Source organism: Pantoea sp. UBA6567 (genome assembly GCF_002434165.1).
Taxonomy (GTDB): domain Bacteria; phylum Pseudomonadota; class Gammaproteobacteria; order Enterobacterales; family Enterobacteriaceae; genus Pantoea; species Pantoea eucrina.
This window is the reverse complement of the sequence record NZ_DJJN01000003.1, coordinates 96,618-116,649: the sequence shown is the minus strand read 5'-3', so window position 1 is coordinate 116,649 and position 20,032 is coordinate 96,618. Positions and strand designations below refer to the sequence as shown.

Genomic DNA, 20,032 nt, shown 5'->3' with positions numbered 1-20,032 from the left:
TTATGCGTCGTATTCTATCGGTGCTGCTGGAGAATGAGTCGGGCGCGTTATCCCGCGTGGTCGGACTTTTCTCCCAGCGCGGTTATAACATTGAGAGCCTGACCGTTGCGCCCACCGACGATCCTACTCTGTCGCGCATGACCATTCAGACCGTGGGCGATGAAAAAGTGATTGAGCAGATTGAGAAGCAGCTGCATAAGCTGGTGGATGTACTGCGCGTCACTGAACTGGGGCAGGGCGCTTACGTTGAGCGTGAGATCATGCTGGTCAAAATTCAGGCCAGCGGCTATGGCCGTGAAGAAGTGAAACGCAGCGCGGAGATTTTTCGCGGACAGATTGTTGATGTCACACCGACGCTTTACACGGTTCAGCTGGCAGGCACCAGCGACAAGCTGGATGCGTTTCTCAACAGCGTACGCGAAGTAGCAGAGATTGTTGAGGTGGCACGTTCAGGTATCGTTGGCGTATCACGCGGCGAGCGCATCATGCGTTAATCCCGCTCTGTTATCACTGCACTTTACTCTAACCCGGCGTAATGCCGGGTTTTTTTATTTTATGCGCCAGCTTTGTTTGCTGATGAAAAGCGGTTGCTCAGGCCGGTTTTCTGCGGTTAGATGTAACAAAGATTTTATCCACAGCTACGTTGCGGATATCTCCGCCAGCTCTGGCTTATCGACATGAAGGTGTTATCGTGAAACTGGATGAAATTGCGCGTCTGGCCGGCGTCTCGCGTACCACCGCCAGCTATGTGATCAATGGTAAAGCGCGGCAGTATCGTGTCAGCGACAAAACGGTTGAGAAAGTGATGGCGGTGGTACGCGAGTATAACTACCACCCCAATGCGGTCGCTGCCGGCCTGCGTGCAGGGCGCACGCGCTCTATCGGACTGGTGATCCCCGATCTCGAAAACACCAGCTATACGCGTATTGCTAATTATCTGGAGCGTCAGGCGCGCCAGCGCGGCTATCAGCTGCTTATCGCCTGTTCAGAAGATCAGCCTGATAACGAGATGCGCTGTATCGAGCATCTGCTGCAGCGTCAGGTCGATGCAATCATCGTCTCCACTTCGCTGCCGCCGGAGCACCCGTTCTACCAGCGCTGGATAAACGATCCGCTGCCGATTGTCGCGCTGGATCGCGCGCTGGATCGTGAGCACTTTACCAGCGTTGTCGGTGCCGATCAGGATGATGCGCGCGCGCTGGCGGCTGAATTGCGTCAGCTCCCGGTGAAAAACGTACTGTTTATGGGCGCGCTACCGGAGCTTTCCGTGAGTTTTCTGCGTGAAATGGGCTTCCGCGAAGCCTGGCAGGATGATGAGCGTTCAGTCAGTTACCTCTACTGCAACAGTTTTGATCGCGCGGCCGCCGCTGCCCTGTTTGAGCGTTATCTGGACGAAAATCCCATGCCTGATGCGCTTTTTACCACATCATTTGGTCTGCTGCAGGGCGTAATGGATGTCACGCTGAAACGAGAAGGGCGGCTGCCAAAAGATCTGGCGATCGCCACGTTTGGCGATCACGAATTACTCGATTTCCTTGATTGTCCGGTACTGGCGGTGGGACAGCGTCATCGCGACGTTGCAGAGCGGGTTCTGGAACTGGTGCTGGCGTCTCTTGATGAGCCGCGCAAACCCAAACCCGGATTAACGCGCATTCGCCGTAACTTATTTCATCGTGGCCAGTTAAGCCGCCTGACAAAATGAGTTAGCGGACGCGATGATGCCCGCCATTTATTCACTATCTGGCGGGCAATTAATTATCTGACGTAAAAAAGCGTAAATAACAGCCATTAATTTTCACAAAACAGCGAGCAATTTAATCCTGCTGGATAAAAGTTAGTCATTTTTAATCCCTGCCAGCAGGCGCTTGCGCTGGGCTTCCGTTCAGAAATCCCCTAAAATGCCGCCGCTGTCGCATAACCCTGCGCTGCTGTACTTAAGCCAAATCTGAATCAAATTTAATCATGTCTGAAGTAAGCAGATATTTTTATACTGTTATTCATCGGTTTAATTTTGCTTTGCCATTCCGCACGCTTTTTTATTTCGCTTTCCGCTTATTTTTCCGGGATGTAAAGAGTGATATTCACCTGCCGTTGCGGCTTGACAATGTTTTCATCGGCTCCGTAAACTCGTTTCGTGGTAAAAAGTGGGATAAAGTGGTGAAAACGGTAGCTGAGGAGTCAGGCTGGCATGTTCCGCGGGGCAACGTTAGTCAATCTCGACAGTAAAGGGCGGTTAGCGGTTCCGGTGCGCTATCGCGAATTGCTGCTCGCAGAGTCTCAGGGTCAGATGGTCTCTACTATCGACCTGCATCAGCCCTGCCTGCTGCTTTATACCCTGCCCGAATGGGAAATTATTGAGAAAAAACTGGCTCGCTTATCCAGTATGAATCCGGCAGAGCGACGCGTACAGCGTCTGCTGCTCGGACATGCCAGCGAATGCCAGATGGATAGTGCAGGCCGGCTGCTGCTGGCAAATACCTTAAGGCAGCATGCGGGACTGAAAAAAGAAGTGATGCTGGTTGGGCAGTTCAACAAGTTTGAATTGTGGGATGAACAGACCTGGTATCAACAAGTCAGGGATGATATTGACGCAGAACATTCAGCTCAGGAACCTCTATCTGAGCGGTTGCAGGACTTATCGCTATAGCTATGCAGGAAAATTTTAAACATACCACGGTGCTGCTGGATGAGGCGGTAAACGGCCTTAATATCAGGGAAGACGGCATTTACATTGACGGCACCTTTGGTCGCGGTGGCCACTCACGCCTGATCCTTTCGCAGCTTGGCGAAAATGGACAGCTGCTGGCCATCGATCGCGATCCGCAGGCAATTGCGGCCGCCGCTGAGATTAACGATCCGCGCTTTTCTATTGTGCACGGTCCTTTCTCAGCGCTGGCAGACTATGTCGACGCGCGCGGGCTGACCGGGAAAATCAGTGGCGTCCTGCTGGATCTGGGCGTCTCCTCACCGCAGCTGGACGACGCCGAGCGCGGCTTTTCGTTTATGCGCGACGGGCCGCTGGACATGCGCATGGATCCCACGCGGGGTCACTCTGCCGCTGAATGGCTGCTGCAGGCAGAAGAAGCTGATATCGCCTTTGTGCTGAAAACATACGGCGAAGAGCGTTTCGCGAAGCGCATTGCACGCGCCATTACAGAGCGCAATCGGGAGCAGCCGATGACGCGCACAAAAGAGCTGGCTGAAGTCATTGCCGCCGCGACGCCGGTAAAAGATAAATTTAAGCACCCGGCGACGCGCAGCTTTCAGGCTATTCGTATCTGGATCAACAGTGAGCTGGAAGAGATTGATACCGCACTCAAAGGCGCGCTTTCTGTTCTGGCTCCGGGTGGCCGTTTATCCATCATCAGCTTCCACTCTCTTGAAGATCGCCTGGTGAAGCGTTTTATGCGCGATCAAAGCCGTGGTCCGCAGGTTCCGGCGGGAATTCCGATGACGGAAAGCCAGCTGAAAGCGCTGGGCGGACGCGAGCTGAAAACGCTGGGCAAGCTCATTCCGGGCGAAGCAGAGGTGCGGGAAAACCCGCGCGCGCGCAGCTCGGTGCTGCGTATTGCTGAAAGGACCGCGCCATGATTGGCAATGAGCGGCACAGTCTCCCCGGCGTCATCGGCGGAGACCTGCTGCGCTTTGGCAAGATCCCGGTGTTGTTGCTGATTGCCGTACTGGTCTCTTCGGTACTGGTCGTGACCACAACGCACAAAACGCGCCTGCTAACGGCGCAGCGTGAACAGCTGGTGCTGGAGCGCGATGCGCTGGATATCGAATGGCGCAACCTGATTCTGGAAGAGAACGCGCTTGGCGATCACAGCCGGGTAGAGCGGATCGCAACCGATAAGCTGCAGCTGCGGCACGTTGATCCTTCTCAGGAAAATATTGTGGTGCAGAAATAAGGAATCGCAGACCTCAATGAGCGGCGCAGGCAAAACGCTGAAGTTAAAAAAACAGGAAGATAAGGCCAGCTTTGTAAGCTGGCGTTTTGCTTTGCTGTGCGGCTGTATTTTACTCGCGCTGGGCGGGCTGCTGTCGCGCGTCGCCTGGCTGCAGGTGATCAAGCCCGATCGGCTGGTTAAAGAGGGCGATCTGCGCTCGTTGCGCGTGCAGGAGGTGCCGACGGCACGCGGCATGATCAGCGACCGCGCCGGGCGTCCGCTGGCGGTCAGCGTACCGGTTAATGCTATCTGGGCCGATCCCAAAGAGCTGATTGGTCACGGCGGCGTCACCCTTGATAGCCGCTGGAAAGCGCTCTCAGATGCGCTGTCGATCCCGCTGGATCAGCTGGCCGCGCGCATCAACGCCAACCCCAAAGGACGCTTTATCTATCTGGCGCGTCAGGTTAATCCGGCCATTGGCGACTATGTGAAAAAACTGAAGCTGCCGGGTATTTATCTGCGCCAGGAGTCGCGCCGCTACTATCCGGCCGGTCAGGTCACCGCGCATCTGATTGGTTTCACCAACATTGACGGACAGGGCATCGAAGGGATTGAGAAAAGCTTCGACAAATGGCTGACGGGCGCGCCAGGCGAGCGTACGGTGCGTAAAGATCGCTTCGGGCGCGTCATTGAAGATATCTCGTCGGTCGACAGCCGTGCTGCACACAATCTGACGCTGAGTATTGATGAGCGGCTGCAGGCGCTGGTCTATCGCGAACTCAACAATGCAGTCGCCTTTAACAAAGCAGAGTCGGGCACGGCGGTGCTGGTTGATGTCAGCACGGGTGAAGTGCTAGCAATGGCAAACAGCCCCGCCTACAACCCGAATAACCTCAGCAATACGCCAAAAGATGTCATGCGTAACCGCGCCATCACCGACATTTTTGAGCCGGGCTCAACGGTGAAGCCCATGGTGGTGATGACTGCGCTGCAGCGTGGGGTGGTGAAAGAGAACAGCGTACTGAACACCGTGCCATACCGCGTAAACGGTCATGAGATCAAAGATGTGGCGCGCTATAACGAACTGACCCTGACCGGGGTCTTACAGAAGTCGAGTAACGTCGGGGTTTCACGTCTGGCGTTAGCGATGCCCTCCTCAGCGCTGGTAGATACTTACGCGCGCTTTGGACTGGGTAAACCGACCAATTTGGGGCTGGTCGGGGAAAGCAGTGGCTTATACCCTCAAAAACAACGGTGGTCTGACATAGAGAGGGCCACCTTCTCTTTCGGCTACGGGCTAATGGTAACGCCGTTACAGTTAGCGCGAGTCTACGCAACGATTGGCAGCTACGGTATCAATCGTCCTCTCTCCATTACCAAAGTGGATCCGCCGGTTGCAGGTGAGCGCGTCTTTCCGGAGAACCTGGTCAGAACGGTAATGCATATGATGGAGAGCGTGGCACTGCCTGGCGGCGGTGGGGTAAAAGCCGCTATCAAAGGATATCGCATTGCGATTAAAACCGGCACCGCGAAAAAGGTCGGTCCCGATGGCCGCTACGTCAATAAGTATATCGCCTACACCGCCGGTGTGGCACCAGCCAGCCAGCCGCGTTTTGCGCTGGTCGTGGTGATTAACGATCCGCAGGCCGGTAAATATTATGGCGGTGCAGTCTCTGCGCCGGTGTTTGGCGCCATCATGGGCGGCGTATTGCGCACCATGAATATTGAGCCGGACGCACTGCCTGTCGTGGATAAAAACGAATTAGTGAAGAACAGAAGTGAGGCATCAAGTGACAGATCGTAACCTGCGCGATTTACTGGCCCCCTGGGTGGCCGGCGCGCCGGCGCGTCCCCTTCGTGACATGACGCTGGACAGCCGCGCGGCGGCGGCCGGCGATCTGTTTATCGCCGTAGCGGGCCATCATGCTGATGGCCGGCGCTTTATCCCGCAGGCCATTGCGCAGGGCGTTGCCGCCGTGATTGCAGAAGCGGAAGGCGAGGCCAGTGACGGCGATATCCGTGAACTGCACGGCGTGCCGGTGATCTATCTGGCGCAGCTGCCGCAGCGCCTCTCCGCGCTGGCGGGACGCTTTTATCAGCAGCCGGGCAGCAAGCTGAAGCTGGCTGGCGTTACCGGGACGAATGGCAAGACCACCACCACCCAGCTGATTGCACAGTGGGCTAACCTGCTGGGTGAGACGGGCGCGGTGATGGGTACCGTGGGTAACGGCCTGTATGGCCAGCTGCTGCCAGCAGAGAACACCACCGGCTCGGCCGTTGAGGTTCAGCATATCCTGCACGACTTAGTGGGGCAGGGCGCCACCCTGGCCGCGATGGAGGTCTCGTCGCATGGCCTGGTACAGCACCGCGTGGCGGCATTGCCGTTTGCGGCGGCGGTATTTACCAATCTGAGCCGCGACCATCTCGACTACCACGGTGACATGCAAAGCTATGAGTCAGCCAAGTGGCTGCTCTTTTCTGAACATCAGATCGGTGACGCAATCATCAACGCTGATGATGAGACCGGCTATCGCTGGCTGCAGCAGCTGCCCGATGCGGTCGCGGTAACCATGGCAAACAACCTGCCATCCGGCTGGCACGGGCGCTGGCTCCATGCCACTGAAGTCGCGTATCACGACGGTGGCGCACGCGTGCGCTTCAGCTCCAGCTGGGGAGATGGCTCTTTTGACAGCCGCCTGATGGGCGCCTTTAACGTCAGCAATCTGCTGCTGGCGCTGGCTACGCTGCTGACGATGGACTATCCGCTGGAGAGTTTAGTGGCAACCGCTGCAGACCTGCAGCCGGTATGCGGACGCATGGAAGTCTTCAGTGCAGCGGGCAAAGCCACCGTTGTGGTGGATTACGCGCACACCCCGGATGCGCTGGAGAAAGCGCTGGAAGCGGCGCGCCTTCACTGTAAGGGCCAGCTCTGGTGCGTATTCGGCTGCGGCGGCGACCGCGACAAAGGCAAACGTCCGCTGATGGGGGCGATTGCTGAACAGTTTGCTGACGTGGTGGTGATCACCGATGACAATCCGCGCAGCGAAGATCCCGCCGCGATTGTGGACGATATTCTGACCGGACTGCTCGATCCGGGTCGCGCACGCGTCGTGCCTGGCCGGGCGCAGGCGGTGACCAGCGCCGTGATGCAGGCAAAAGCTGAAGATATCGTGCTGGTCGCCGGCAAGGGACATGAAGATTATCAGATTATCGGCAATCGTCGTCTCGATTACTCGGACCGCGACACCGTCGCCCGACTGCTGGGAGTAATGGCATGATCCCGATTACGCTGCAAACGCTGGCTGACATCAGCGGCGGTACGCTGCACGGCAGCGATGCGACCCTGCATGAAGTCACGACCGATACCCGTAAAGTCACCGCAGGCTGCCTGTTTGTGGCGCTGGTGGGTGAGCGTTTTGACGCGCACGACTTTGCTGAGCAGGCGATGAACAGCGGGGCGCAGGCGCTGCTGGTGAGCCGGCAGTTACCGGTTGCGCTGCCGCAGGTGGTGGTGGCTGATACGCGCATTGCGTTCGGCCAGCTTGGTGCCTGGGTACGTCAGCAGTCGACCGCGCGCGTCGTGGCGCTGACCGGCTCATCGGGTAAAACCTCAGTGAAAGAGATGACGGCGGCAATTTTACGCCAGTGTGGCGAAACGCTCTACACCGCCGGTAACCTGAATAACGACTACGGCGTGCCGATGACGCTGCTGCGTCTGACCGCGGCACATCAGTACGCGGTGATTGAGCTTGGTGCTAATCACCAGGGCGAAATAGCCTACACCACGGCGCTGGTACAGCCGGAGACCGCGCTGGTCAACAATCTTGCAGCGGCGCATCTCGAAGGTTTTGGATCACTGGCAGGCGTGGCGAAAGCCAAAGGCGAAATCTTTGCCGGTTTACCGCTGCACGGCACGGCGATTGTAAACGCCGACAGTCACGATCTCGCTAACTGGCAGCCCTATTTTGCCGGCAGAACGCTGTGGCACTTTTCGCCGCAGCCGCTGACTGATGCGGAGTTTCGCGCCAGCGATATCGTACTGCGGCCTGACGTGACCTGCTTTACGCTGCACACGCCGCGCGGAGATATCGCTATCGAACTGCCGCTGCCGGGCCGCCATAATATTGCCAACGCGCTGGCCGCCGCAGCACTGGCCCTGTCGGTCGACGCACCGCTGACCGCCATCCAGTCTGGCCTGAAAATGCTGCAGCCGGTGCCGGGACGCCTCTTCCCGGTGCGTCTCTCGGCGACACAGTTGCTGCTGGATGACAGTTATAACGCAAACGTGGGTTCGATGACGGCCGCCGCGCAGGTGCTGGGTGAGATGCCCGGCTTCCGCGTTATGGTGGTAGGCGATATGGGCGAGCTGGGCGAGGAAGCGGAAGCGTGCCACCGTCAGGTGGGCGCCGCAGCACAGGCTGCCGGCGTGGATGCCGTGCTCAGCACCGGTCAGCTCAGCCACTTTATCAGCGACAGCAGCGGCAGAGGCCAGCATTTTGCCAGCAAAGCCGCGCTGATCGCCCATCTGCAGGCGCTGCTCGCGCAGCATCCTGAGATCACTATTTTAGTTAAAGGTTCACGTAGTGCCGCCATGGAGCAGGTAGTACAGGGACTGAAGGAGAAAGGAACATGCTAGTCTGGCTGGCCGAACATCTGGTCGCATTTTATTCCGGTTTTAACGTCTTTTCCTATCTGACGTTTCGCGCCATTGTCAGCCTGCTGACCGCTCTGTTTATCTCATTATGGATGGGACCGCGCCTGATCGCCTGGCTGCAGAAGCTGCAGATTGGCCAGGTGGTACGTAATGATGGCCCGGAGTCGCACTTTAGCAAACGCGGCACGCCGACCATGGGCGGCATCATGATCCTGACATCAATCACCATCTCCGTACTGATGTGGGCTTACCCTTCCAATCCCTATGTCTGGTGTGTACTGGTGGTACTGCTCGGCTTTGGCGCCATTGGCTTTGTTGACGATTACCGTAAAGTGGTGCGCAAAGATACCAAAGGGCTTATCGCGCGCTGGAAATATTTCTGGATGTCGGTGATCTCACTCGGCGTGGCATTTGCGCTGTTTGTGGCTGGCAAAGATACGCCTGCCACGCAGCTGGTGGTGCCCTTCTTTAAAGATGTGATGCCGCAGCTGGGTCTGTTTTATGTGGTGCTGGCCTACTTTGTCATTGTGGGCACCGGCAACGCCGTGAACCTTACCGATGGTCTTGATGGCCTGGCAATTATGCCAACGGTGTTTGTCGCTGCCGGTTTTGCGCTGGTCGCCTGGGCAACCGGCAACGTGAAGTTTGCTGAATATCTGCATATCCCCTATCTGCGTCACGCGGGTGAGCTGGTTATTGTCTGCACCGCGATTGTCGGGGCCGGGCTCGGGTTCCTGTGGTTTAACACCTATCCGGCACAGGTTTTCATGGGTGACGTCGGGTCACTGGCGCTGGGCGGCGCGCTGGGCACGCTGGCGGTGCTGCTGCGTCAGGAGTTTCTGCTGGTGATTATGGGTGGCGTATTTGTGGTTGAAACGCTGTCGGTGATCCTGCAGGTCGGCTCCTTTAAACTGCGCGGCCAGCGTATTTTCCGCATGGCGCCTATTCATCACCACTATGAACTCAAGGGCTGGCCGGAACCGCGCGTTATCGTGCGCTTCTGGATTATTTCGCTGATGCTGGTGCTGATTGGCCTGGCTACGCTGAAGGTGCGTTAATCATGGCTGACTATCGGGGCAGAAACGTTGTCATTATCGGGCTGGGTATTACCGGCCTCTCCTGTGTCGATTTCTTCCTGGGGCAGGGCGTTACGCCACGCGTCATGGATACCCGTCTCTCACCGCCAGGCCTGGATAAGCTGCCGGAGCAGGTAGCGTGTCATACCGGCAGTATCAACAGCGACTGGCTACTGGCCGCCGATCTGATTGTCGCCAGCCCCGGCATTGCGCTGGCGCACCCGGCGCTGAGCGAAGCAGCGGACGCTGGTATTGAGATCGTGGGGGATATTGAGCTTTTCTGCCGCGAAGCGCAGGCGCCGGTTGTGGCCATCACCGGCTCCAACGGTAAAAGCACGGTCACTACGCTGGTGGGAGAAATGGCCCGCGCAGCAGGCTGGGCGGTGGGCGTGGGCGGCAACATCGGCTTGCCGGCGCTGACGCTGCTGAAATCGCCTGCTCAGCTCTATGTACTGGAGCTTTCCAGCTTTCAGCTGGAAACCACACACAGTCTGAAAGCAGCAGCTGCCACGATCCTCAACGTGACGGAAGATCATATGGATCGCTATCCGCTGGGCATGCAGCAGTATCGCGCCGCCAAGTTACGTATTTATGAAAACGCGGCGATTTGTGTCGTTAATGCCGATGATGGCATGACTATGCCAGTGCGCGGCGCCGATCGGCGCTGTATCAGCTTTGGTGTCGACCTGGGTGATTATCATCTGACCCGGCAGCAGGGCAGTACCTGGCTGCGCGCCCAGGGTGAAAAGATCCTGAACACCGCTGAGATGAAGCTGGTGGGGCAGCACAATTACACTAACGCGCTGGCTGCGCTGGCGCTGGCAGATGCAGTGGCTATCCCGCGCGCGTCGAGCCTGAAAGCGCTGACGACCTATAGCGGTCTGCCGCACCGCTTCCAGCTAGTACATGAAGCGCGCGGAGTGCGCTGGGTCAACGATTCCAAAGCCACCAACGTTGGCAGTACCGAAGCGGCGCTGCAGGGATTACAGGTAGCGGGCACGCTCTGGCTGCTGCTCGGCGGCGACGGCAAAGGCGCGGATTTCTCACCGCTGGCGCGTTATCTGCAGGGCGATAATATTCGCCTGTTCTGTTATGGCCGCGATGGCGATGCGCTGGCCGCGCTGCGGCCAGAGGTCGCGACACGTACCGAAACGCTGCAGCAGGCGGTCGCACAGATTGCAACGGCGGCTCAGTCTGGTGACATGGTGCTGCTTTCTCCCGCCTGTGCCAGTCTCGATCAGTTTCGTAATTTTGAGCAGCGCGGCGATCTCTTCGCGCAACTGGCGAAGGAGTCTGGCTGATGCGTATACCCGGAACCGCTATTGCCAGTTTCCTGTCCGTGCGTCTGCGCGACTGGGTTATGGGCGCACGCGATGGCGACGACGCACCGGTGGTGCTTTACGATCGCACGCTCTTATGGCTGACGTTTGGTCTGGCTATTATCGGGTTTGTGATGGTGACGTCCGCCTCCATGCCGGTAGGACAGCGTCTGAACGACGATCCCTTCTATTTTGCCAAGCGCGACGCGTTTTACATCCTGCTGGCTCTCGGTATGGCGCTGGTCACCCTGCGTATTCCGATGGATTTCTGGCAGCGCTACAGCAACGCCATGCTGGTGGCGTCCGTGCTGATGCTGCTGATTGTGCTGGTCGTGGGCAGCTCAGTGAACGGGGCATCGCGCTGGATTGCGCTGGGGCCGCTGCGTATCCAGCCGGCGGAACTCTCAAAGCTCTCGCTGTTCTGCTATCTCGCCAGCTATCTGGTGCGCAAAGTGGAAGAGGTGCGTAACAACTTCTGGGGATTCTGTAAGCCGATGGGCGTTATGGTGATCCTCGCCGTACTGCTGCTGGCGCAGCCGGACCTCGGGACGGTGGTTGTGCTGTTTGTGACCACGCTGGCGATGCTGTTTCTCGCGGGGGCCAAACTGTGGCAATTCCTTGCGATCATCGGCTCCGGTATCTTTGCCGTGGTGCTGCTGATTATCGCCGAACCCTATCGTATGCGCCGCGTCACCTCGTTCTGGAATCCGTGGGAAGATCCGTTTGGCAGCGGCTATCAGCTGACGCAGTCGCTGATGGCGTTTGGCCGCGGTGAATTCTGGGGGCAGGGGCTGGGTAACTCAGTGCAAAAGCTGGAGTATCTGCCGGAGGCGCACACCGATTTTATCTTCTCGATAATCGGTGAGGAGCTCGGTTATGTCGGTGTGGTTTTAGCCCTGTTAATGGTATTCTTCGTCGCTTTTCGCGCGATGTCGATTGGCCGTCGCGCCCTTGAGCTGGACCAGCGTTTTTCCGGCTTTCTCGCCTGCTCAATTGGCGTCTGGTTTAGCTTCCAGGCACTGGTTAACGTCGGCGCGGCAGCCGGTATGCTGCCGACAAAAGGCCTGACGCTGCCGCTGATCAGCTACGGGGGATCGAGTCTGATTATTATGTCGACCGCCATCGTATTTTTACTGCGTATCGATTATGAAACGCGCCTGGCGAAAGCGCAGGCGTTTACCCGAGGTGCCCGATGAGTAGCAAACGGCTGATGGTCATGGCTGGCGGAACCGGCGGACATGTGTTTCCCGGTCTGGCAGTGGCACATCATCTGATGGAGCAGGGCTGGCAGGTACGCTGGCTGGGAACGGCTGACCGGATGGAAGCGGATCTGGTGCCGAAACACGGTATTGAGATCGACTTCATCCGCATCAGCGGACTGCGCGGCAAAGGGATCAAAGCGCTGCTGCTGGCCCCGGTACGTATTTTCAACGCCTGGCGTCAGGCGCGCCGCATCATGAAACAGTGGCAGCCCGACGTGGTACTGGGCATGGGCGGCTATGTCTCCGGGCCGGGTGGTCTGGCGGCATGGAGCTGCGGTATCCCGGTCGTGCTCCACGAACAGAACGGTATCGCCGGACTCACCAATAAGTGGCTGGCAAAAATTGCCACCAAAGTGATGCAGGCGTTTCCCGGGGCGTTCCCTGCAGCCGATATTGTCGGCAACCCGGTGCGCACCGATGTGCTGGCGCTGCCGTCGCCGGCTGAACGCCTGCGCGATCGCAGCGGTCCGCTGCGGGTGCTGGTCGTTGGCGGCAGTCAGGGCGCCCGGATCCTGAACCAGACGCTGCCTCAGGTCGCCGCCGAACTGGGCGACGCCATTACCCTCTGGCATCAGACCGGCAGAGGCGGCCAGGCGATAGTGCAGCAGGCGTACCAGGCTGCAGGTCAGCCGCAGCATAAGGTCACAGAATTTATTGACGATATGGCCGCTGCCTACGCCTGGGCGGACGTAGTGGTATGTCGCTCAGGTGCGCTGACGGTGAGCGAAATTGCTGCGGCAGGTCTGCCGGCTATTTTCGTGCCGTTTCAGCATAAAGATCGCCAGCAATACTGGAATGCGCTGCCGCTGGAAAACGCGGGCGCGGCCAGAATTTTTGAGCAGCCGCAGTTTACTGCGGAAGGGGTGGCGGAGACGCTGCGCCAGTGGGACCGCGCGACGCTGCTGACCATGGCTGAACAGGCCCGTCAGGTTGCGATCCCGGATGCCACCGAACGCGTTGCCCGTGAAGTGGCGCGCGCTGCAAAGTAAATTTTCGGGCCTGATGAATAGGCCTGCATCCGTATGCGGGTGCGAACAGGAAAACAGGTAACAGAGAGCGATGAATACACAACAACTGGCAAAACTGCGTTCAATTGTGCCCGAGATGCGACGCGTCCGGCACATCCACTTTGTTGGCATCGGCGGTGCCGGCATGGGCGGTATTGCCGAAGTGTTGGCGAATGAAGGATATCACATCAGCGGATCCGATCTGGCGCCCAACGCGGTGACCCAGCATCTTGCTTCGCTGGGGGCGACTATCTATTTTAACCATCGTCCGGAGAACGTCACCGACGCGAGCGTGGTCGTGGTGTCAACCGCGGTGGCGCAGGATAATCCCGAGCTGGTGGCGGCGCGCGAGCAGCGTATTCCGGTGATCCGCCGCGCAGAGATGCTGGCCGAGCTGATGCGTTTCCGCCACGGCATCGCCATTGCCGGTACGCACGGTAAAACCACCACCACCGCCATGGTCACCAGTATCTACGCGGAAGGTGGCCTGGATCCGACCTTTGTGAACGGCGGCCTGGTAAAAGCAGCAGGCACGCATGCGCGGCTGGGTACCAGCCGCTACCTGATTGCTGAGGCGGATGAGAGCGACGCCTCTTTCCTGCATCTGCAGCCGATGGTCGCCATTGTGACCAACATCGAAGCGGATCACATGGATACCTATCAGGGCGATTTTGAGAACCTGAAACAGACCTTTATCAATTTCCTGCACAATCTGCCGTTCTACGGTCGCGCGGTGCTCTGTGTGGATGATGTCGTGATCCGCGACCTGATCCCGCGCGTGGGTCGCCAGATTACCACCTACGGCTTTAGCGACGATGCGGACGTACGGGTAGAGAACTATGAGCAGCGCGGTGCGCAGGGGCATTTTACCCTGCGCCGGCATGATAAACCGCTGCTGCAGGTTACTCTGAATGCACCAGGCCGCCATAACGCCCTTAACGCGGCGGCAGCCGTAGCGGTCGCCAGTGAGGAAGGCATTGAGGATGCGGCCATTCTCGCGGCGCTGGAGAGTTTCCAGGGCACTGGTCGCCGCTTTGACGTGCTGGGTGAGTTTGATACTGCTGCCGTAAACGGCAAGCCGGGCAGCGCGATGCTGGTTGACGACTATGGTCATCATCCGACCGAAGTGGATGTCACGATCAAGGCAGCGCGCGCCGGCTGGCCGGATAAAAAGCTGATGATGGTGTTCCAGCCGCATCGCTATACCCGCACCCGCGATCTGTTTGACGATTTCGCCAGCGTGCTCTCCCAGGTGGATGTACTGCTGATGCTGGAGGTCTATCCGGCCGGAGAGGCACCGATTCCAGGTGCCGACAGCCGTTCGCTCTGCCGGGCAATTCGCAGTCGCGGCAAAGTCGATCCGATTCTGGTGACTGAGCATGACGCCCTGCCGGATGCGCTGGCTCCCCTGCTGTCAGGTGACGATTTAGTGATTGTGCAGGGCGCAGGCAACATCGGCAAAATCGCGCGCCGGCTGGCTGAAAGCCAGCTGCAGGCTGCACCGAACCAGGAGGCGCGTCATGGCTGATAAAGTCGCCGTATTAATGGGCGGCACCTCAGCAGAGCGCGAGGTGTCACTGAATTCAGGCAGCGCAGTGCTGGCTGGCCTGCAGGAAATGGGCGTTGATGCGCACGGTGTGGATACTCGTGATGTATCGGTGCTGACGCTCAAAGAGCAGGGGTTTAACAAAGTCTTTATTGCGCTGCACGGGCGCGGTGGTGAGGATGGTACGCTGCAGGGCGTGCTGGACTTTATGCAGCTACCCTACACGGGCAGCGGCGTGATGGCCTCTGCTATCACCATGGATAAATTGCGCAGCAAGCTACTGTGGCAGGGCAGGGGACTGCCGTCAGGCAAGTTTATCTGGCTGACCCGGGAGCAGTATCAGCAGGGAATCGATGCGCAGACCGCTACCGCTATTGACGCGCTGAGTTTACCGCTGTTTGTTAAGCCGAGCTGTGAAGGCTCCAGCGTAGGCATCAGCCGGGTTGAGCGCGCTGACGATCTGCCAGCGGCACTGGATGAAGCGTTTCGCCACGACAACGATGTACTGATTGAAGCTTTTTTAAGCGGTGATGAGTATACCGTGGCAATTGTCGGGGAAGAAATCCTGCCATCCATTAAAATTAAAACAGCCAGCGCTTTCTATGACTATGAAGCAAAATACATTTCTGACGATACTCAGTACTTCTGTCCCAGCGGTCTGAGTGCAGAAAAAGAAGCTGAACTGCAAAAGCTGGTGCTGGCTGCCTGGCAGTCGCTGGGCTGCAGTGGCTGGGGACGCGTGGATGTCATGACCGATAGCGAAGGCCGTTTTCAGCTGCTGGAGGTCAATACGTCGCCGGGCATGACCAGCCATAGTCTGGTTCCGATGGCGGCACGGCAGGCGGGTTACAGCTTTCCGCAGCTGGTAACGCGTATCCTGGCGCTGGCTGACTGATATGTCTCAGGCAGCGCTACGCGTACGCAACCGCGAACCTCAGGAGCGAGCCCGCACCGGGCGCAGCAACGGCGCACGGCTGTTTGGCATTGTGTTTCTGCTGCTGGTGCTGGGCACCATGATAGCCGGTGGCCTGGTGGTCCTGAAGTGGATGAATGACGCTTCACGTCTGCCGCTATCAAAGCTGGTCGTAACGGGGCAAACCCACTACACCACGCATGATGATATTCGCCAGGCGATTCTGTCACTGGGCGCCCCGGGGACCTTTATGTCGCAGAATGTGGATATCATTCAGCAACAGATTGAACGATTACCCTGGATTAAACAGGTCAGCGTGCGCAAGCAGTGGCCTGATGAGCTGAAGATAAATCTGGTGGAGTATGTTCCGGTTGCACGCTGGAACGACTCGCACATGGTAGATGCCGATGGCGTCTCCTTCAGCGTTCCGGCCAGTCATGTCGGCAAAGAGAATCTGCCGATGCTCTATGGACCGGAAGGCAGTGAAAAAGAGGTGCTGGCGGGTTATCACTCCCTGCGGGATGTGCTCCAGGCCAGCAAGTTTACCCTGAAGGTTGCGTCGATGACGGCGCGTCGCTCATGGCAGCTGGTCACCGGGGACGATATCCGCATCGAACTGGGACGGAGCGATACCATGAAGCGTCTGAACCGTTTTATTGAGCTCTATCCGGAGCTGCAGCTGCAGGGCCAGAATGAAAGCAAGCGTGTTGATTATGTTGATCTACGCTATGACTCTGGCGCCGCAGTAGGCTGGGTTCCGGCACCGATTGAGCCACAGGACAGTAATCAGCAACAGAACCAGGCACAGGCACAGGCTAAACCATAATGATCAAGGCAACGGACAGAAAACTGGTAGTAGGACTTGAAATTGGCACCGCGAAGGTTGCCGCCCTGGTTGGAGAAATTCTGCCTGATGGTATGGTCAATATTATCGGGGTGGGCAGCTGCCCGTCGCGGGGTATGGACAAAGGCGGGGTAAACGATCTGGAATCGGTGGTGAAGTGCGTACAGCGCGCCATCGATCAGGCGGAACTGATGGCGGATTGCCAGATTTCGTCGGTCTACCTTGCTTTATCGGGCAAACACATCAGCTGTCAGAACGAAATCGGGATGGTTCCGATTTCCGAAGAGGAAGTGACTCAGGATGATGTGGAAAACGTTGTCCATACGGCTAAATCAGTGCGCGTACGTGATGAGCATCGCATTCTGCATGTCATTCCGCAGGAGTATGCCATTGACTACCAGGAAGGCATCAAGAATCCGGTGGGCTTATCCGGCGTCCGTATGCAGGCCAAAGTACATTTAATCACCTGTCACAACGATATGGCGAAAAATATCGTAAAAGCAGTTGAACGTTGCGGACTTAAAGTTGACCAATTGATTTTTGCCGGACTGGCTTCCAGCTTTTCTGTCCTGACAGAAGATGAACGTGAGCTGGGCGTCTGTGTTGTCGACATCGGTGGCGGTACAATGGATATCGCGGTGTATACCGGCGGCGCGCTGCGTCATACCAAGGTGATCCCCTATGCCGGGAACGTTGTGACCAGCGATATCGCCTATGCATTTGGTACACCGCCTACTGACGCTGAGGCGATCAAAGTACGCCACGGCTGCGCGCTGGGATCGATTGTCGGCAAAGATGAGAATGTAGAAGTGCCAAGCGTAGGCGGACGTCCGCCGCGCAGTCTGCAGCGTCAGACGCTGGCTGAAGTCATTGAGCCGCGCTACACCGAGCTGCTGAATCTGGTGAACGACGAGATTCTGCAACTGCAGGAGCAGCTGCGCCAGCAGGGTGTGAAGCATCATCTTGCTGCCGGTATTGTATTAACCGGTGGCGCGGCGCAAATTGAAGGTCTGGCAGCCTGCGCACAACGCGTGTTTCATACGCAGGTGCGTATCGGCCAGCCGCTGAATATTACGGGCCTGACCGACTACGCTCAGGAGTCTTACTACTCCACGGCGGTGGGCCTGCTGCACTATGGTAAAGAGTCACACCTGAACGGTGACGCAGAAACAGAAAAACGTGCTTCAGTTGGCAATTGGTTTAAACGAATCAACAGCTGGCTGAAGAAAGAGTTTTAATTTTGATAAAAGGAGATCATGCTGGCAATGTTTATGATCTCCAGGCGAACAGGCACATAACGGAGAGAAATCATGTTTGAACCTATGGAATTAACCAATGACGCGGTGATTAAAGTCATCGGCGTCGGCGGTGGCGGTGGCAACGCCGTAGAGCACATGGTGCGCGAGCGTATCGAAGGTGTGGAATTCTTTGCTGTAAACACGGACGCTCAGGCGTTACGTAAAACAGCGGTCGGCCAGACGATCCAGATCGGGACCAATATCACCAAAGGTCTTGGCGCAGGGGCTAACCCGGAAGTCGGTCGTACCTCAGCGGAAGAAGATCGCGAAGCACTGCGTTCTGCGCTGGATGGGGCAGACATGGTGTTTATCGCAGCCGGTATGGGCGGCGGTACCGGTACCGGTGCTGCGCCTGTTGTCGCTGAAGTGGCTAAAGATCTCGGGATTCTGACCGTTGCTGTCGTGACCAAGCCGTTCAACTTTGAAGGCAAAAAACGTATGGCGTTTGCTGAGCAGGGTATTGCTGAGCTCTCCAAGCACGTTGACTCCCTGATCACCATCCCGAATGACAAACTGCTCAAAGTGCTGGGCCGCGGTATCTCGCTGCTGGACGCTTTTGGCGCAGCAAACGATGTACTGAAAGGTGCGGTTCAGGGTATTGCTGAACTGATTACCCGTCCGGGTCTGATGAACGTCGACTTTGCAGACGTGCGTACCGTGATGTCAGAAATGGGTTATGCCATGATGGGCTCTGGCGTGGCGTGCGGTGAAGATCGTGCTGAAGAAGCTGCTGAAATGGCAATTTCCAGTCCGCTGCTGGAAGATATCGACCTCTCTGGCGCACGTGGCGTGCTGGTCAACATCACTGCCGGCTTCGATCTGCGTCTGGATGAGTTTGAAACCGTCGGTAATACTATCCGCGCATTCGCTTCTGACAATGCGACCGTGGTTATCGGTACCTCACTGGATCCAGAGATGAATGATGAGCTGCGTGTCACCGTCGTGGCCACCGGCATCGGTATGGATAAGCGTCCGGAAATCACTCTGGTGACCAATAAACCTGCTTCGCAACCGGTTATGGATCACCGCTATCAGCAGCACGGCATGGCGCCGCTGCCGCAGGAGCAGAAACCTGCGGCGAAAGTTGTTAACGAACAGCCGGCCGCTTCCGGTAAAGAGCCTGACTATCTCGATATTCCAGCGTTCCTGCGTAAACAGGCAGATTAAGAATAAGCTGATAATTGGGATTTCCCGCTCTTTGTGCTAAAGTCTTCGCCCGCCGGTAATTTATACTGGCGGTCGGATGGTAATATTGCGAGATAATGCGATGATCAAACAAAGGACACTAAAACGTATTGTTCAGGCGACTGGCGTCGGTTTACATACCGGCAAAAAAGTCACGCTGACTTTACGCCCTGCGTCGGCTAACACCGGGGTCATCTATCGTCGCACCGACTTGAATCCACCGGTTGATTTCCCGGCTGATGCAAAATACGTGCGCGACACCATGCTGAGTACCTGCCTGGTGAACGATGAAGGCGTACGTATTTCAACGGTAGAACACCTGAACGCCGCGCTGGCGGGTCTGGGTATCGATAACATTATTGTGGAAGTCGATGCACCAGAAATTCCAATTATGGATGGCAGCGCAGCACCTTTCGTCTACCTGCTGATGGATGCAGGTGTGGAAGAGCTTAACAGCGCGAAAAAATTTGTACGCGTTAAGCAGGCGGTACGGGTAGAAGATGGTGATAAGTGGGCTGAGATCAAACCGTATAACGGTTTCTCGCTCGATTTCACTATCGATTTCAAACATCCGGCTATCGATTCAAGCTCGCAGCGTTACCAGCTCAACTTCTCGGCTGAGGCATTTGTCCGCCAGATCAGCCGTGCGCGCACCTTTGGCTTTATGCGTGAAATTGAATATCTGCAGTCTAAAGGCCTGTGCCTGGGCGGTAGTTTAGATTGTGCGATTGGCCTTGATGATTTCCGCGTGCTGAATGAAGATGGCCTGCGCTTTGAAGATGAGTTTGTACGACACAAAATGCTGGATGCTATCGGCGATCTGTTTATGTGTGGTCACAACGTGATTGGTGCCTTTTCGGCGTTTAAATCAGGCCATGCGTTAAACAACAAGCTGCTGCAGGCTGTCCTGGCGAAACAGGAAGCCTGGGAGTGGGCCACCTTCGAAGATGAAGCTGAGCTGCCGCTGGCGTTTAAAGCACCTAATTTAGTCCTGGCTTAACAGCCGGTCATAAGAACGGCGGATACCCTGACACTCTCTCC

General features: G+C 57.2%; 18 protein-coding genes. All 18 read left to right on the top strand.

What is annotated here, in order from left to right:
* Positions 1-2: 2 nt before the first annotated feature.
* The 18 genes from ilvN to lpxC all read left to right on the top strand — a co-directional run bounded on the left by ilvN (position 3) and on the right by lpxC (position 19,991).
* Positions 3-494, top strand: coding sequence for an acetolactate synthase small subunit (gene ilvN / locus B4M48_RS01890; protein WP_039382558.1), 492 nt, complete (start codon positions 3-5; stop codon positions 492-494).
* Positions 495-691: 197 nt separating this feature from the next.
* Positions 692-1,702 carry a catabolite repressor/activator gene (gene cra, locus B4M48_RS01885; RefSeq protein WP_039382560.1) on the top strand — a complete coding sequence of 337 codons (1,011 nt, stop codon included), beginning with the start codon at positions 692-694 and terminating at the stop codon, positions 1,700-1,702.
* Positions 1,703-2,188: 486 nt separating this feature from the next.
* Positions 2,189-2,647, top strand: coding sequence for a division/cell wall cluster transcriptional repressor MraZ (mraZ, locus tag B4M48_RS01880; protein ID WP_039382563.1), 459 nt, complete (start codon positions 2,189-2,191; stop codon positions 2,645-2,647).
* 2 nt (positions 2,648-2,649) lie between these two features.
* Positions 2,650-3,591, top strand: a complete 942-nt coding sequence (gene rsmH / locus B4M48_RS01875) for a 16S rRNA (cytosine(1402)-N(4))-methyltransferase RsmH (RefSeq protein ID WP_039382565.1) — start codon at positions 2,650-2,652, stop codon at positions 3,589-3,591.
* The gene (gene ftsL, locus B4M48_RS01870; RefSeq protein WP_039382567.1) at positions 3,588-3,908 is read left to right on the top strand and encodes a cell division protein FtsL; all 321 of its coding nucleotides are present in this window, start codon (positions 3,588-3,590) and stop codon (positions 3,906-3,908) included. Before rsmH ends, ftsL begins: the two co-directional genes overlap by 4 nt.
* 16 nt (positions 3,909-3,924) lie before the next feature.
* On the top strand, positions 3,925-5,691 hold the full coding sequence (locus tag B4M48_RS01865; protein ID WP_039382568.1) for a peptidoglycan glycosyltransferase FtsI: 1,767 nt from the start codon (positions 3,925-3,927) through the stop codon (positions 5,689-5,691).
* Positions 5,678-7,165, top strand: a complete 1,488-nt coding sequence (murE, locus tag B4M48_RS01860; protein WP_039382570.1) for a UDP-N-acetylmuramoyl-L-alanyl-D-glutamate--2,6-diaminopimelate ligase — start codon at positions 5,678-5,680, stop codon at positions 7,163-7,165. Before B4M48_RS01865 ends, murE begins: the two co-directional genes overlap by 14 nt.
* A complete protein-coding gene (murF, locus tag B4M48_RS01855; protein ID WP_039382572.1) occupies positions 7,162-8,523 on the top strand; it encodes a UDP-N-acetylmuramoyl-tripeptide--D-alanyl-D-alanine ligase in 1,362 nt (453 codons plus the stop codon). The genes murE and murF overlap by 4 nt, the downstream gene beginning before the upstream one ends.
* The gene (mraY, locus tag B4M48_RS01850) at positions 8,517-9,599 is read left to right on the top strand and encodes a phospho-N-acetylmuramoyl-pentapeptide-transferase (RefSeq protein ID WP_039382574.1); all 1,083 of its coding nucleotides are present in this window, start codon (positions 8,517-8,519) and stop codon (positions 9,597-9,599) included. Before murF ends, mraY begins: the two co-directional genes overlap by 7 nt.
* A 2-nt stretch (positions 9,600-9,601) precedes the next feature.
* Positions 9,602-10,918, top strand: a complete 1,317-nt coding sequence (gene murD / locus B4M48_RS01845; protein ID WP_071669075.1) for a UDP-N-acetylmuramoyl-L-alanine--D-glutamate ligase — start codon at positions 9,602-9,604, stop codon at positions 10,916-10,918.
* On the top strand, positions 10,918-12,132 hold the full coding sequence (gene ftsW / locus B4M48_RS01840; RefSeq protein WP_039382578.1) for a cell division protein FtsW: 1,215 nt from the start codon (positions 10,918-10,920) through the stop codon (positions 12,130-12,132). The genes murD and ftsW overlap by 1 nt, the downstream gene beginning before the upstream one ends.
* Complete coding sequence (gene murG, locus B4M48_RS01835; RefSeq protein ID WP_039382580.1) at positions 12,129-13,187, top strand: undecaprenyldiphospho-muramoylpentapeptide beta-N-acetylglucosaminyltransferase; 1,059 nt, start codon at positions 12,129-12,131, stop codon at positions 13,185-13,187. The genes ftsW and murG overlap by 4 nt, the downstream gene beginning before the upstream one ends.
* A 70-nt stretch (positions 13,188-13,257) precedes the next feature.
* Positions 13,258-14,733 carry a UDP-N-acetylmuramate--L-alanine ligase gene (murC, locus tag B4M48_RS01830; protein ID WP_039382582.1) on the top strand — a complete coding sequence of 492 codons (1,476 nt, stop codon included), beginning with the start codon at positions 13,258-13,260 and terminating at the stop codon, positions 14,731-14,733.
* On the top strand, positions 14,726-15,646 hold the full coding sequence (locus B4M48_RS01825) for a D-alanine--D-alanine ligase (RefSeq protein ID WP_039382584.1): 921 nt from the start codon (positions 14,726-14,728) through the stop codon (positions 15,644-15,646). Before murC ends, B4M48_RS01825 begins: the two co-directional genes overlap by 8 nt.
* A 1-nt stretch (position 15,647) precedes the next feature.
* On the top strand, positions 15,648-16,490 hold the full coding sequence (ftsQ, locus tag B4M48_RS01820; RefSeq protein WP_283340887.1) for a cell division protein FtsQ: 843 nt from the start codon (positions 15,648-15,650) through the stop codon (positions 16,488-16,490).
* Complete coding sequence (gene ftsA, locus B4M48_RS01815) at positions 16,490-17,746, top strand: cell division protein FtsA (RefSeq protein ID WP_039382588.1); 1,257 nt, start codon at positions 16,490-16,492, stop codon at positions 17,744-17,746. The genes ftsQ and ftsA overlap by 1 nt, the downstream gene beginning before the upstream one ends.
* A 72-nt stretch (positions 17,747-17,818) precedes the next feature.
* Positions 17,819-18,973 (top strand): cell division protein FtsZ, encoded by a 1,155-nt coding sequence (gene ftsZ, locus B4M48_RS01810; RefSeq protein WP_039382590.1) that lies wholly within the window; start codon positions 17,819-17,821, stop codon positions 18,971-18,973.
* Between the two features lie 100 nt (positions 18,974-19,073).
* Positions 19,074-19,991 (top strand): UDP-3-O-acyl-N-acetylglucosamine deacetylase, encoded by a 918-nt coding sequence (gene lpxC / locus B4M48_RS01805; protein WP_039382593.1) that lies wholly within the window; start codon positions 19,074-19,076, stop codon positions 19,989-19,991.
* The last annotated feature ends 41 nt before the right edge of the window (positions 19,992-20,032 follow it).

Bases quoted from the DNA above. Each gene is read 5' to 3' on its own strand.
- murG (WP_039382580.1), top strand. From the start codon at position 12,129: ATGAGTAGCAAACGGCTGATGGTCATGGCTGGCGGAACCGGCGGACAT.
- lpxC (WP_039382593.1), top strand. From the start codon at position 19,074: ATGATCAAACAAAGGACACTAAAACGTATTGTTCAGGCGACTGGCGTC.
- murF (WP_039382572.1), top strand. From the start codon at position 7,162: ATGATCCCGATTACGCTGCAAACGCTGGCTGACATCAGCGGCGGTACG.
- murD (WP_071669075.1), top strand. From the start codon at position 9,602: ATGGCTGACTATCGGGGCAGAAACGTTGTCATTATCGGGCTGGGTATT.
- B4M48_RS01865 (WP_039382568.1), top strand. From the start codon at position 3,925: ATGAGCGGCGCAGGCAAAACGCTGAAGTTAAAAAAACAGGAAGATAAG.
- ftsZ (WP_039382590.1), top strand. From the start codon at position 17,819: ATGTTTGAACCTATGGAATTAACCAATGACGCGGTGATTAAAGTCATC.
- B4M48_RS01825 (WP_039382584.1), top strand. From the start codon at position 14,726: ATGGCTGATAAAGTCGCCGTATTAATGGGCGGCACCTCAGCAGAGCGC.
- mraZ (WP_039382563.1), top strand. From the start codon at position 2,189: ATGTTCCGCGGGGCAACGTTAGTCAATCTCGACAGTAAAGGGCGGTTA.
- murC (WP_039382582.1), top strand. From the start codon at position 13,258: ATGAATACACAACAACTGGCAAAACTGCGTTCAATTGTGCCCGAGATG.
- ftsW (WP_039382578.1), top strand. From the start codon at position 10,918: ATGCGTATACCCGGAACCGCTATTGCCAGTTTCCTGTCCGTGCGTCTG.
- ftsL (WP_039382567.1), top strand. From the start codon at position 3,588: ATGATTGGCAATGAGCGGCACAGTCTCCCCGGCGTCATCGGCGGAGAC.
- ftsQ (WP_283340887.1), top strand. From the start codon at position 15,648: ATGTCTCAGGCAGCGCTACGCGTACGCAACCGCGAACCTCAGGAGCGA.
- ilvN (WP_039382558.1), top strand. From the start codon at position 3: ATGCGTCGTATTCTATCGGTGCTGCTGGAGAATGAGTCGGGCGCGTTA.
- mraY (WP_039382574.1), top strand. From the start codon at position 8,517: ATGCTAGTCTGGCTGGCCGAACATCTGGTCGCATTTTATTCCGGTTTT.
- ftsA (WP_039382588.1), top strand. From the start codon at position 16,490: ATGATCAAGGCAACGGACAGAAAACTGGTAGTAGGACTTGAAATTGGC.
- rsmH (WP_039382565.1), top strand. From the start codon at position 2,650: ATGCAGGAAAATTTTAAACATACCACGGTGCTGCTGGATGAGGCGGTA.